The 13,623-nt window shown below is 72.8% G+C and carries 10 protein-coding genes; 1 reads left to right on the top strand and 9 read right to left on the bottom strand.

Annotated features, from left to right (window positions below):
- The first annotated feature begins 129 nt into the window (after positions 1-129).
- Positions 130-1,140, top strand: a complete 1,011-nt coding sequence (locus FEF34_RS30800) for a 1-aminocyclopropane-1-carboxylate deaminase/D-cysteine desulfhydrase (protein ID WP_138056077.1) — start codon at positions 130-132, stop codon at positions 1,138-1,140.
- Positions 1,141-1,298: 158 nt separating this feature from the next.
- Here FEF34_RS30800 and FEF34_RS30795 read toward each other — a convergent pair whose 3' ends face one another.
- The 9 genes from FEF34_RS30795 to FEF34_RS30755 form a co-directional block, all read right to left on the bottom strand.
- On the bottom strand, positions 1,299-2,381 hold the full coding sequence (locus FEF34_RS30795) for a pseudouridine synthase (protein ID WP_138056076.1): 1,083 nt from the start codon (positions 2,379-2,381) through the stop codon (positions 1,299-1,301).
- The gene (gene scpB, locus FEF34_RS30790; protein ID WP_234043270.1) at positions 2,381-2,953 is read right to left on the bottom strand and encodes an SMC-Scp complex subunit ScpB; all 573 of its coding nucleotides are present in this window, start codon (positions 2,951-2,953) and stop codon (positions 2,381-2,383) included. Before scpB ends, FEF34_RS30795 begins: the two co-directional genes overlap by 1 nt.
- A gap of 131 nt (positions 2,954-3,084) precedes the next feature.
- Positions 3,085-4,155 carry a segregation and condensation protein A gene (locus FEF34_RS30785; protein ID WP_407698365.1) on the bottom strand — a complete coding sequence of 357 codons (1,071 nt, stop codon included), beginning with the start codon at positions 4,153-4,155 and terminating at the stop codon, positions 3,085-3,087.
- Between the two features lie 992 nt (positions 4,156-5,147).
- A complete protein-coding gene (locus FEF34_RS30780; RefSeq protein ID WP_138057828.1) occupies positions 5,148-5,714 on the bottom strand; it encodes a hypothetical protein in 567 nt (188 codons plus the stop codon).
- Positions 5,711-6,856, bottom strand: coding sequence for a ParA family protein (locus FEF34_RS30775; protein WP_138057827.1), 1,146 nt, complete (start codon positions 6,854-6,856; stop codon positions 5,711-5,713). The genes FEF34_RS30780 and FEF34_RS30775 overlap by 4 nt, the downstream gene beginning before the upstream one ends.
- Before the next feature lie 411 nt (positions 6,857-7,267).
- On the bottom strand, positions 7,268-8,383 hold the full coding sequence (gene ald, locus FEF34_RS30770) for an alanine dehydrogenase (protein ID WP_138057826.1): 1,116 nt from the start codon (positions 8,381-8,383) through the stop codon (positions 7,268-7,270).
- 161 nt (positions 8,384-8,544) lie between these two features.
- On the bottom strand, positions 8,545-10,644 hold the full coding sequence (locus tag FEF34_RS30765; RefSeq protein ID WP_138056075.1) for a tetratricopeptide repeat protein: 2,100 nt from the start codon (positions 10,642-10,644) through the stop codon (positions 8,545-8,547).
- A gap of 260 nt (positions 10,645-10,904) precedes the next feature.
- Positions 10,905-11,531: an NUDIX domain-containing protein gene (locus tag FEF34_RS30760; protein WP_138056074.1), complete on the bottom strand. Its 627-nt coding sequence runs from the start codon at positions 11,529-11,531 to the stop codon at positions 10,905-10,907.
- A gap of 77 nt (positions 11,532-11,608) precedes the next feature.
- On the bottom strand, positions 11,609-13,294 hold the full coding sequence (locus FEF34_RS30755) for a CTP synthase (RefSeq protein WP_138056073.1): 1,686 nt from the start codon (positions 13,292-13,294) through the stop codon (positions 11,609-11,611).
- Positions 13,295-13,623: the final 329 nt, after the last annotated feature.

Genomic DNA, 13,623 nt, shown 5'->3' with positions numbered 1-13,623 from the left:
CTTTAGAGTCACTATGACTATAAAGGGGGAAGGGGTGGCCCGACAAGCACAACGACGCAAGGCTGGGAAGCGGCGTCCGGCGCGGGCACCGCCGCGCGGGCAACACACCGACGAAGGGACCAGGCCGGAATGAACGGGCCGTTGCTGCACCGGCGCTTCCCCGAGCTCTCCGGGACACTGCCCCGTGAGCCGCTCGGAGACGGGCCGACGCCCGTGCGCGAACTGGCCGGTCTCACCGGCCCGATCCCCCTGTGGTGCAAGGACGAGAGCGGGTACGGCTCCGGGGGCTGGGGCGGAAACAAGGTCCGCAAGCTGGAGTGGATCCTCCCCGACGTGCGCCGCCGAGGAGCCCGCACGATCCTCACGGTGGGCGGCACCGGCACCAACTGGGGCCTGGCCACGGCCCTCTACGCGGGGGAACGGGGACTGCGGACGGCCGTCGCCCTGATCGACCAGCCCGCCGACGACCATGTCCGGCGCCAGCTCGATCGGCTGCGCCGCTCCGGTGCCACCCTCCACTTCACCCGCACGAAGGCCCGGACGATCACCGTCGCGCCCTGGCTCTTCCTGCGCCATGCGACGCACGGGCACCTGCCGTACTTCCTGCCCGCCGGCGGCTCGTCCCCGGTCGGCACCCTCGGCTGTGTGGAAGCGGCGCTCGAACTGGCGGAGCAGGTGGCCGCGGGCGCTCTTCCCGAGCCGTCCCACGTCGTGACCGCCGTCGGCTCGGGAGGGACCGCGGCCGGGCTCGCCCTCGGCCTCCGGCTCGCCGGCCTGGGGCGCACCCGGGTCGTCGGCGTGGTCGTCAACGACACCCTCCGGCTCGACGCCCGCACCGTCGCCGCCCTGGCCGGGCGGACGGAACGGCTGCTGCGCGCACGGGGAGCGGACCTGCCCCGCGAGGCGGTCGCACCCGACGACGTGACGCTGGTACGGGACTGGCTGGGCCCCGGCTACGGGCATCCCACGCCGCGGGCGCTGGAGGCCCGGCGCCTGGCCGTGGAGAGGGCGGGGCTGGACCTCGAACCCGTCTACACGGCCAAGGCGTTGGGCGCCCTGCTGGACATGGCCGACGGCGGCCGGTTCTGCGGCGGGCCCGTGCTGTTCCTCCAGACCCACGGCCCCCGGGACAGCGCCTGACCCGCGGGGCGCGGACGGCCGGCACCCGCCGCTGAGGACGGCGGGCGGGCGCCCGGATCCCGGGCGCCCGAGGTGCCGGCCGCCCGCCGCCGCTCACGGCCTGCGGGAAGACGGCGGAAAGGCGTTCCCCGGTGCTCCCCGCCGGGGAACGGCAGGTGTCAGAGCCCGACTTCCTTCATCAGCATGCCGACCTCGGTGTTGCTCAGCCGGCGCAGCCAGCCGGACTTCTGGTCGCCGAGCGCGATCGGGCCGAAAGCGGTCCGTACGAGCTTGTCGACGGGGAAACCCGCCTCGGCCAGCATGCGGCGGACGATGTGCTTGCGGCCCTCGTGCAGCACGACCTCGACGAGGTAGTTCTTGCCGGTCTGCTCCACGACCCGGAAGTGGTCCGCTCGGGCGTACCCGTCCTCCAGCTGGATGCCTTCCCTGAGGCGCTTGCCGACCTCGCGCGGGAGGGGGCCCTGGACCGCGGCGAGGTAGGTCTTCTGCACGCCGTACTTCGGGTGCGTCAGCCGGTGCGCCAGTTCGCCGTGGTTGGTGAGCAGGATGATGCCCTCGGTCTCGGTGTCGAGCCGCCCGACGTGGAACAGCCGGGTCTCGCGGTTGGTGACGTAGTCCCCGAGGCACTGACGGCCGTCCGGGTCCTCCATCGTGGAAACGACTCCGGCCGGCTTGTTGAGCGCGAAGAACTGGTACGACTGCGTGGCGACCGTCAGCCCGTCGACCTTGATCTCGACCTTGGCCGGGTCGACGCGCAACCCCTGCTCGGTCACGATCTCGCCGTTGACCTCGACACGGGCCATGTCGATCAGCTCCTCGCAGGCGCGCCGCGAACCGTAGCCGGCGCGGGCGAGCACCTTCTGCAGCCGCTCGCCCTCCTGCTCGGCACCCGGAAACGTCTTGGGCGTGCTGGTCCGGGGCTTGTTCGCGTAGCGCTCGCGGTTGCGCTCCTCGGCACGGGCCTCGTACTCACGGGAGCGGGCGGGGGCCGTACGCCCGCCACCGCGCTGCGGGGACTGCTTCGGACCTCCCTTGGCGCCGCCCCGGGCGGCCGCGCCGCGCCCCTTCTTCGGGCCGTCGGACGCCGAGCCCCCGACGTCGTAGCGGCGCTCCTCGGGACGGGGCTTGCCCGCGCGCTTCGGCTTGTCGTCGCGCTGCCCCCCGCTCCTCGACCGGGCGGCGCCCCCACCGGCACCCCGGTAGTCGCCGCGTCCGCTGCTGTTCCTGCCGCTGCTTCGCATCAAAGTTCCGTCGTCGTCGTGTCGTCTGCGTCTGTGTCCGGGGCGTCCGGATCGAACGACGGGACACCCTCCTGGGTCTCGGCCTCGATCGCCTCCGCCTCGGGGAGGAACGGCGCGAGCTCGGGGAGCTCGTCCAGACCGCGCAGGCCCATCCGCTCCAGGAAGTAGTTCGTCGTCCTGTACAGGATCGCACCTGTTTCGGGTTCCGCGCCCGCCTCCTCGACCAGACCGCGCTGGAGGAGGGTGCGCATGACGCCGTCGCAGTTCACTCCGCGCACCGCAGAGACCCGGGAGCGGCTGACGGGCTGCCGGTACGCGACGACTGCCAGCGTCTCCAGGGCGGCCTGCGTGAGCCGGGCCTGCTGGCCGTCGAGGACGAAGCGCTCGACGGCGGCGGCGTGCTCGGGGCGGGTGTAGAAGCGCCAGCCGCCGGCGACGAGCCGCAGCTCGAAGCCGCGGCCCTGGACCGTGTACTCGTCCGCGAGCTCGCGCAGGGCGTCGGCGACGGCGCGGCGGGGCTGCTCGAGGACCTTGGCGAGGTGCTCCTCGGTGGCCGGCTCGTCGACGACCATGAGAACGGCCTCGAGTGCCGGCTTGACGGCCGGCCGGTCCGCGGGGGCCTCCCCGGGCGCGGTGGCGGGCCGGGTCCCGGACACGGCCGCGGTACGTGTCCCGGACACGGCGGGCTGTTCGAGGGCGTCGCTCACGCCTTGTCCTCCATGCTCTCGGGGGTCCGGTCGAACTCGTCCGTGACGTGCGCGCCGGCCTCGCCGCCGGCCCAGGTGACCACCAGTTCCCCCAGGGCGTCCTCCTGGTCCAGGACGACGGCCCTCTCACGATAGAGCTCCAGCAGGGCGAGGAACCGGGCGACCACGGTGAGGGTGTCCGTCACCCCGTCGGTCAGCTCCCGGAAGCTCGCCCTGCCGCGTTCGCGCAGCAGGCCCACGACGACCTCGGCCTGCTCGCGCACGCTCACGAGCGGTGCGTGGATGTGGTCCACGTACACCTGCGGCTTCGGCCTGGGCTGCATCGCCTTGACCGCGAGCTTGGCGAAGCCCTCCGCGCCGATGCTGATGACGACGTCGGGAAGCAGCTCGGCGTGGTGGTCCTCCAGGCCGACGGTGCGGGGGTGCCGCCGCGACTCCTCGTCGAGCCTGCTGCTGAAGATCTCCGCGACCTGCTTGTAAGCGCGGTACTGGAGCAGCCGGGCGAACAGCAGGTCCCGCGCCTCCAGGAGCGCGAGGTCCGCCTCGTCCTCCACCTCGGCGGCCGGCAGCAGCCGGGCGGCCTTCAGGTCCAGCAGGGTCGCGGCGACGACCAGGAACTCGGTGGTCTGGTCGAGGTCCCAGTCGGGTCCCATGGCGCGGATGTGCGCCATGAACTCGTCGGTGACCTTGGAGAGGGCGACCTCGGTGACATCGAGCTTGTGCTTCGAGATCAGCTGCAACAGCAGGTCGAACGGGCCCTCGAAGTTCGCGAGCCGCACCGTGAACCGCCCGTCTTCGACGGGCTCCGCGACGGTCCCCGCCGCCGGCCTGTGGGGCTCGGTGGATCCGGCCGGCTCGGCGGCGGTGTCGTGGACCGTGCCCCCGAGGACGGCCACGGATACGCCGGCACCGGATCCGGCCGCCGCGACGGCGCCGGGGGCCTCGGCCGCCGTCGAGGCGAGCGCGGGGGGCGGACCCGCGTCCAGGCCGTGTGCGCCTGCGGGGCCCGCGGGGTCTGCCGGAAGGTCGGCGCCGCGGTCGGCCTCGGCCCGCGCCGGGACGGACACGGAGGTGCGGGTACCCGGCTCGCCGCCCGCGCCGGCGGTGCCCTCCCGCAGCCGGCCGGGGCCGTACTCGGAGCCCGGTGCGGCGCGTTCCGGGGCCGGTGCCGCGGGCTCGCGGCCCGGCCCGGGGGCCTCTCCCCCACCGGCCGGACCCGTGGCCGGGACAGGGGGTTCGTTCTGGGACACCCGCCCACCCGGCGCGGGCGCCGTCCGCGCGCACTCGGGCGCGTCGGCGGTGCCACCGGGACCGGTCGAGGGACTGCCGGCGGCATCGGCGTCCTCGTCGGACGCCGCCGGCTCGGCGGCACCGCCATCGGGAACGGGAGCGAAGGCCGGGACCGGTGCCGCGGGCTCGCGGCCCGGCCCGGGGGCCTCTCCCCCACCGACCGGACCCGTGGCCGGGACAGGGGGTTCGTTCTGGGACACCCGCCCACCCGGCGCGGGCGCCGTCCGCGCGCACTCGGGCGCGTCGGTGGTGCCACCGGGACCGGTCGAGGGACTGCCGGCGGCATCGGCGTCCTCATCGGACGCCGCCGGCTCGGCGGCACCGCCATCGGGAACGGGAGCGAAGGCCGGGGCCGGTGCCGTGGGCTCGTCGGCCGACGCGGTGGCGGAGCCGTCGCCCCCGGAATCGGGGTCGTGCCCGGGCTCCCTGCCCGGCTCGGGTGCGCTTGACACCGCCCCGGGCCCGTCGTCGCCGACCGCACCGTCATGAGGGGCCGGCAGGGTCCGTCCCGGGCCGGAAGACGCCCCTCCAAGACGGTCCGAGCGGCCCGGAGCGGAACCGGGGGCCCGGGGGCCCGACTCGGCCTCCGTGGGCCGCTCGTGGGCGACGCCGGATTCCGGTGCCGGGTCCGCCGACGGTGCGGGGGCTGTCCCCGGGCCGCGGCCCAGCGTGCGACGGGGCGGGCGGTCCGGAGGCCGGGGTGCGGCGGGGTCGGTCGGCGGCATCGTGGTCCAGTGAGCGGAGGGAACGTCGCGCGCAGGCTACCCGGTCAGCGACCGCGCAGGCGCCGCACCAGGATGCTCGCGTCGCCCCGGGACTCGAGGTCCGCCAGGACGACCGCCACCGCTTCGCGGACGATGCGCCCGCGGTCCACGGCCAGTCCGTGTTCGCCGCGCAGCACCAGCCGCGCGTGCTCGAGGTCCATGAGTTCCTCGGCCGAGACATAGACCGTGATCTTCTCGTCGTGCCGTTCCCGGCCGCTCGGCCGGCGACTCGCCGCGCGCCCCCGGCGGCGCGGGGCGGCCGCCTCCTGCGGGCGGCGCCCCTTCGGCGCGGCCGGCTGGTCGCCGTCCGCCGCGCGGCTCCGGGGTTCCGCGGCTTCCGCCTCACCGGCCGGGGAATGCTCCTCCGAGGCCACCGGGGCGCCCGCTCCGGACGAGCCCGGCCGCGGGGGCTGCGACGCGGCCGGAGGCGACTCGACCGGGTCGCTCTCACCGGCCGGCGCCGGAACCCGCGCCTCGCCGTTGGCCCCCGCCTGCCCCCGCCTCGGGGACGAGGACTGCAGCCCCATGCCCCCGGTCGTTCGGAACAGCTCGTCGGCTCCGGGCAGACTCACTCGGCGTGACACCGGGCGAGCACCTCCCTGGCGAGCTGGCGGTAGGCGGCGGCGCCGACGGAGTTGGAGGCGTACGTCGTGATGGGCTCACCGGCGACGGTCGTCTCCGGGAAGCGCACCGTGCGCCCGATGACCGTGTGGTAGACGTGGTCGTCGAACGCCTCGACCACCCGCGCCAGCACCTCGCGACTGTGCACCGTGCGCGAGTCGTACATCGTAGCGAGGATGCCGTCGAGTTCCAGGTCCGGGTTGAGCCGCTCCTGGACCTTCTCGATCGTCTCGGTGAGCAGGGCGACGCCGCGCAGCGCGAAGAACTCGCACTCCAGCGGCACGATCACCTTGTGGGCTGCCGTCAGGGCGTTCACCGTCAGCAGGCCGAGCGACGGCTGACAGTCGATCACGATGTAGTCGTAGTCCTGCATCAGCGGCTTCAGGGCGCGCTGCAGCGTCGACTCGCGGGCGACCTCGCTCACGAGCTGGACCTCGGCCGCCGAGAGGTCGATGTTGCTCGGCAGCAGGTCCATGTTGGGCACGGCGGTCTTCAGCAGGACCTCGTCCGCGGACATGCCCCGCTCCATGAGCAGGTTGTAGACGGTGAGGTCGAGCTCCATCGGGTTCACACCGAGGCCGACCGACAGGGCGCCCTGCGGATCGAAGTCGACGAGCAGCACCCGGCGTCCGTACTCCGCGAGCGCGGCGCCCAGGTTGATGGTCGACGTCGTCTTGCCGACGCCGCCCTTCTGGTTGCACATCGCGATGATCTTCGCGGGGCCGTGGTCGGTGAGCGGGCCGGGGATCGGGAAGTACGGCAGCGGGCGCCCGGTCGGGCCGATGCGCTCGCGGCGCTGGCGGGCCGCGTCGGGCGCGAGCGTGGCCGCGTACTCCGGATCGGGCTCGTACTCGGCGTCAGGGTCGTAGAAGTGCCCCTCGGGCACCTCGTCGTAGTCGGCGAAGTGGGTGGACTCTCGGCCACTCTCGTTGCCGGCCATGGCGTTCACGTGTTGGCCGTCCATCATCTTCATCGTGTGGGCTGTCGTCGTCATGTGCTGGTGAGTCGCGAAGGTACGGACAGCGACGGAGCCGACAGCTTCGGGCCCGGACGAGGGCGCCTGGCCCGGCGTCGGGGGTACCTCCACGCCCATGGGGCGCAGCACCGGGAGCACTCCTGGGCGGCCACCCCCGGGAGAAAATGTCGACTCATTCACAAGTCGTCTTACCTCCTTGGACGTGACCAGGAAACTTATCGATAGGTCAGCGTGGCACCATGCCGACGGTTGGCGACTCTATGGCGTGTCACCGGTCCGCAGCAACACAATCCGCCGGACCCGGCCCGATGTGTCGGCAACCGAACCTCCCGCTGTCAAGGGTGCACAGCGGCCGTTCCGCGCCTTTCGACGGTGTGCGAATCGGTTGAAGGGTTACGTTCAAGGCGAGTTGAACGAGCGGCCCGCGCCGGCCGGACACGCGTCCGGCCGGACCCTGCTCCTCAAGGTCCGGCCGGATACGTGATGTTGACGACCCCGGTTGACAGGGCGGTCGGTTGTCGTCGCGCGTCAGCCGAGCAGCGTGTTCAGCTCGACGGTCTCGAGGCCGTGCGCCTCGGCGACCTCCTTGTAAACGACCTGGCCCTCATGGACGTTGAGACCCTTGGCCAGCGCCGGGTCGCGGCGGAGCGCCTCGACCCAGCCGTTGTTCGCCAGCGACACGACGTAGGGGAGCGTGGCGTTGGTGAGCGCGTTCGTGGAGGTGTTGGGCACGGCGCCGGGCATGTTGGCGACGCAGTAGAAGACCGAGTTGTGGACCCGGAAGGTCGGCTCGGCGTGCGTGGTCGGACGGGAGTCCTCGAAGCAGCCGCCCTGGTCGATCGCGATGTCGACAAGGACACTTCCCGGCTTCATCCGGGAGACGAGCTCGTTGGTGACCAGCTTCGGCGCCTTGGCGCCGGGGATGAGAACCGCGCCGATGACGAGGTCGGCGTCGAGGACGGCCTTCTCCAGCTCGAAGGAGTTGGACATGACGGCCTTGACCTTCGTGCCGAAGATCTTGTCGGCCTCGCGCAGCTTGTTGATGTCGCGGTCCAGCAGCGTCACCTCGAAGCCCATGCCGACGGCGATCTGCGTGGCGTTCCAGCCGGAGACACCACCGCCGATGACGACGGCCTTGGCCGGGGTCACGCCCGGGACCCCGCCGGGCAGCACACCGCGGCCGCCGGCCGGGCGCATCAGGTGGTAGGCGCCGACCTGCGGGGCCAGCCGACCCGCGACCTCGGACATCGGGGCGAGGAGCGGCAGGGCGCGGTTGGCGAGCTCGACCGTCTCGTAGGCGATGGCGGTGGTGCCTGACTCGATCAGGGCGTCCGTGCACTCCTTGGAGGCGGCAAGGTGCAGGTAGGTGAAGAGGACCTGGTCCTTGCGCATGCGGTGGTACTCCTCCGCGATGGGCTCCTTGACCTTGAGCACCATGTCGGCGGTGGCCCAGACCTCGTCGGCGGTGGGCAGGATCCGCCCGCCCGCGGCGACGAACTCCTCGTCCGTGATCGAGGAGCCGACACCGGCGTTCGCCTCGATGAAGACCTGGTGGCCGTTGCGCACGAGCTCGTGCACGCCGGCGGGGGTGATGGCCACCCGGAACTCGTTGTTCTTGACCTCGCGGGGGATGCCGACCTTCACGTCGATCACGGTCCTTGACTCAGGGGGATTCTGATGCAATTCCATACTTACCCGGATACGCCGGGCGTATCGGATGGACCGGGGCGACACCCGGCAGAGCCAGTCTAATGAAGGACTTCCAGCTGTCTAGCCTTGCAAAGCAACTTTCTCCGACGAGAACACTACGGATTTCGTAGGCCGGATCCATCGCCTCCCAGCAGTCGCTCAGCGGCAGAACGGTGCAGTCCGGCAGCGGCGGCGTCGCCGAGGCGGTCCAGCGTGTCGGCCAGCCGCAGCTGGAGTGCGGCCTGGAGCCGCAGGTCCCCGGCCCTGCGAGCCCAGGCCACGGCCTCCTCGCAGGTGCGCAGCGACTCCTCCGGGCGCCCCGCGTACTCCTGGACCCGGGCCGCCTCGCTCAACGCCCGCGCGTGACCGGGCAGATCGCCGAGGCGCCGGTATCCGGCCGCGGCCGCGCGCCAGCTGCGCAGCGCCTCCCCGTACCGCCCGGCGTAGGTGTGCGCACCGCCCAGCCGGCCGTACAGCCGGGCCTCGTCCGCGCGCTCTCCCCGGGCGAGGCGCTGGGCGAGGGCCCGCCCGTACCAGTCCGCCGCCCGCTCCCAGTCCTCGAGCTCCTGGTAGGCACCGCCTACGGATTCCATCGCCCTGGCGGCGGCGTGCGGGTCGTTTCCGCGGCGTCCCGCGTCCAGAGCCGCCCGGTACCGCGCCAACGCCTCCTCCGTCCGGCCCGTCCCGGCGTCCAGGTCGGCCAGGTTCAGCAGTGCGGCGGCCTGCTCCCGGTGCAGTTCACGCCGTACGGCCACGTCCAGGACGAGCTGATGCAGCCCGTAGAGCTCGGGGGCGGCGGACTCGGTGCCGCGGTGGGCGACCAGCGCCCGGACGAGCGCGGCGATCAGCCGCCGGGCCAGCGTGTCCAGCTCTCCGTCGGCCACCGCGATCCGGGCGGCCCCGAGGAGCGCCGGCCGGCGCTCCTCCAGCCACGCCGCGGCGGCGCCGGGCCCGGAGAAGCGGAGGGCGCGCGGCAGCCCCGCGAGCTTCTTGCGGGCCGTTGAGCCCTCCGCTTCGGTGACTGCGCGGCAGGACTGCAGCAGCCGCACGGTCCGCTCCAGCATCCGGGCCCGGGCGAGCTGCACCTCGGCGGGCCGCTCCTCCTCCGTCACCAGCGCGAGCAGCAGCGGGGCGAGGCACCCCGGCACCTCGTACTGCCGGCTCCCCACCGGCTCGACCGCCTCACCCGCACCGGCGGCCGCGTGCAGCAGCCCGAGCGCGGCGAAGTCCTCCAGGGTCGAACGGGCCGCCGAGACCGAGCAGCCGGCCAGCGCGGACGCGGTGTGCGCGTCCGCCCGCCCGGCGGGGGCGAGAGCGAGCAGCCGCAGCAGCCGTGCCGCGGACTGCGGGAGCGAGTCGTGCACGAGCCGGAAGGCCCGGGCCAGCGGCCGGGCCCCGACGGGTGCCTCCGGATCGTCGGCCAGTCCCTTCAGCCGCTTGGTCGCGTCGGCGACGGAGGCCTTGGGGCGGGCTGCGAGCCAGCCGCCGACCAGCACCATCGCGGCAGGCTGCCCGCCGCACTGCTCGACCAGCGACTCGGCGGCCTGAGGGTCGACGGTCACCCGCACCGAGCCGGTGAAACGGCTCAGCAGCTCGATCGCCGACTTGGCGTCCATGCCGCCGATGGTGCACGGCCGCACGTCCGGGATCCCGGTGAGCGGTCCCTGGGAGACGGCGACGACCAGGCATTCGGGGTTGTCCGGCAGCAGCGGGTCCACCTGCTCCGCGTCGGCGGCGTCGTCCAGCACGAGCACGCACCGCCGCACCGCGAGGGCCTCGCGGACCATCTCGGTGAGCAGGTCCTCTCCGGCGCCGGCCGGTGCTCCGACGCCGAGCGCCTCCAGCAGTCCGCGGGCGGTGCGGTCGGTGGGGACCGGTTCGCCGCCGGGCTCGCTGAGCCTCGCCCACAGCACCCCGTCCGGGTACTCGTCCGCCAGCCGCCGCGTCAGTTCCGCGGCGAGCGCGGTCCTTCCCGAGCCGGGCCGCCCCGCGACGAGCAGCACCCGGGCGCGAGGCGCCTTGCGCCCGGAGATCGTGTCGAGACCGGCCCGTTCGATGTCGGCCCGCAGTGCCTTCAATTCCCGCTGGCGCCCGATGAATTGCCCACCCACAGGGCCAACGGTCCCATGACCGTCCCGCTCCCCGGACAGGGGCCCTGCCTGCGACGGGCGGCTCTCGGACGAGGGTTCCTCGAAGTCCACCGCCTGATCCGTCACGGGCCACGCTCCCCAGTCCGCCACCGTACGAGCCGAACCCGCGCCGGGTGCCCGGGCGGGGCGCTCCGAGCGTAATTCAGGCATCTCGCCGAAACGGGGAGAGCGCGGCGGCGCGCGGCGGGAGGATCCCTCGATCGGATGAGCGGATGGTCACACCACCCCGTGCAGGCCGTGCACGGGGACCTGCGGTCCCGGCGGCGCTCCCGGGCCGGGGAGCGCCGCCGGGACCGAGCGGTGCCTGCGCCCCGGCCGTGCGGTGCCTACGCCTCGAACGGGCGGGCCGGCCAGGGGGCCTCGGCGGGGCGGAGGGAGTCCAGGCCGTCGCCCGCGAGGGCGGCCGTGAGCGAGAGGACGCCCACCACCAGGCAGTTGTTGTGCAGATCGCCGGCGAGTGCGCCGCGCACCAGGTCCTGCAGCGGGACGCGGGCCAGCTCCATGTCCGCCTCCTCCTCGGAGACCTGGAAGCGCTCGCCCTCCGCCTCGGAAAGGTCACGGGCCAGGAAGATCCGTACGGCCTCGTCGCAACCGCCCGGTGTGGTGTAGACGTCCGCGAGGACCCGCCAGTCGACCGCCTTGACGTGCGCTTCCTCGTACAGCTCGCGCTGGGCCGCGGTGAGCGGGTTCTCGCCGGGGACGTCGAGCAGCCCGGCCGGGATCTCCCAGAGCTTGTGCCGCACCGGGTGCCGGTACTGGCGCAGCACCAGGACCCGGCCGTCCTCGTCGAGCGCCAGGACCGCCACCGATCCCGGGTGCACCTGGTAGTCACGGCGCGCGACCGAGCCGTCGGGCATGACCACGTCGTCGGTGCGGACACTCGTCTTGTTGCCCGTGAACGGCGTCGCGGTCGCGGTGACCCGCCACTCCTCGGGGGTGTCCTTGATGGTCATGTGCGTCCTCCCAAACGCCGGAACCGGGGCTCGGAACCGTCCCGTTCCGTGCCCCGGCCCACCGTAACGCCTTTGCCTCACTTGCCCGTCTTGTGCCCTGCGCCCTGCCCCGCGGTCTTCCGCTCCACGGCCGCCTTCACCAGGCCGGCGAAGAGCGGGTGCGGACGGGTCGGGCGGGAGCGCAGCTCCGGGTGGGCCTGGGTCGCGACCAGGTACGGGTGCACCTCGCGCGGGTACTCGACGTACTCCACGAGCTTGTTGTCCGGGGAGGTTCCGGAGAAGACGATGCCCGCCTTCTTCTCCAGCTCCGCGCGGTAGGCGTTGTTCACCTCGTAGCGGTGCCGGTGGCGCTCCTCGACGTACGGCTCGTTCGCGTAGACCTCGCGGACGATGGAGCCCTCGGCGAGCTTCGCCGGGTAGAGACCGAGGCGCATCGTTCCGCCGAGGTCGCCCGCGCCCTCCACATACGCCAGCTGCTCCTCCATCGTGGAGATGACGGGGTGTGCGGTGCCCGCGTCGAACTCCGTGGAGTTGGCGTCGGGGATCTCGGCCAGGTTTCGGGCGGCCTCGATCACGATGCACTGCAGGCCGAGGCAGAGGCCCAGCAGCGGGATCCTGTTCTCGCGGGCGTACCGGATCGCGCTGACCTTGCCGTCGACGCCGCGCTCGCCGAAGCCGCCCGGGATCAGGATCGCGTCCACGTCGCCGAGCTGCTTGTGCGCGCCGGCCGGCGTACGGCAGTCGTCGGACGTGACCCACTTCACCTTGACCCGGGCCTTGTTCGCGAAACCGCCGGCCCGCATGGCCTCGGTCACCGACAGATAGGCGTCCGGCAGGTCGATGTACTTGCCGACGAGCGCGACACTGACCTCATGGTCGGGGTTGTGCACTCGGTCCAGCAGGTCGTCCCAGGTCGTCCAGTCGACGTCGCGGAACGGCAGGTCGAGCTTGCGCACGACGTAGGCGTCCAGGCCCTCGGTGTGCAGCACCTTGGGGATGTCGTAGATCGACTTGGCGTCGATGGCGGCGACCACGGCCGCCTCGTCGACGTCGCACATCAGCGAGATCTTGCGCTTGATGGCGGTGGGGACCTCGCGGTCGGCGCGCAGCACGATCGCGTCCGGCTGGATGCCGATGTTCCGCAGCGCGGCGACCGAGTGCTGGGTCGGCTTGGTCTTCAGCTCCCCGGACGGCCCGATGTACGGCAGCAGCGAGATGTGCACGACGAAGACGTTGTCCCGGCCGACCTCGTGGCGGACCTGGCGCACGGTCTCCAGGAACGGCAGGGACTCGATGTCGCCGACGGTGCCGCCGACCTCGGTGATCACGACGTCGACGTCGTCGGTGGCCATGCGGCGGATGCGGTGCTTGATCTCGTTGGTGATGTGCGGGATCACCTGGACCGTGTCGCCCAGGTACTCGCCGCGCCGCTCCTTGGCGATCACGGTCGAGTACACCTGGCCGGTGGTGACGTTCGCGGAGCCGTCGAGGTCCACGTCGAGGAAACGCTCGTAGTGGCCGATGTCCAGGTCGGTCTCGGCACCGTCGTTCGTGACGAACACCTCACCGTGCTGGAACGGGTTCATCGTCCCCGGGTCGACGTTCAGGTACGGGTCGAGCTTCTGCATGGTGACCCGCAGGCCCCGCGCCTTCAGGAGCGCGCCCAGGCTGGAGGCGGTCAGGCCCTTGCCGAGGGAGGAGGCGACACCCCCGGTGACGAAGATGTGCTTGGTCGTCGTAGATGTCGAGGATCGAGCCGGCATGGCCAAGAGGGGGCTCCCGTGGTCGCGAGGTGGTTGTGCGTAACGGCGCCCCACGGGGAACATCCGGGAATCACCTGGGGTGCCGTCGCTGCGGTTCGGGGGCCGCCATCCCTAGTGGGGGCACCACCGGTCCACGGGCTACCAGGGTATCAGCGCCCGGGGGAGACTGCTTCCGGCCACACAGGGCATGATGGCCTTCAGCGGGCTCCACCGGGGTTCACCAGGCGCTCACCCGTTCGGCCGCGATGCATTGTCGAGAGCGTCGCGCGGATCACCGGGGTGCGTCGTATCCTGCTCGGACACTTGATTCGGAATATCGCTGCCGAGCC

This window comes from Streptomyces marianii (assembly GCF_005795905.1).
Classification (GTDB): domain Bacteria; phylum Actinomycetota; class Actinomycetes; order Streptomycetales; family Streptomycetaceae; genus Streptomyces; species Streptomyces marianii.
The sequence above is the reverse complement of the archived record's forward strand: the minus strand, read 5'-3'. Positions and strand labels throughout refer to the sequence as shown.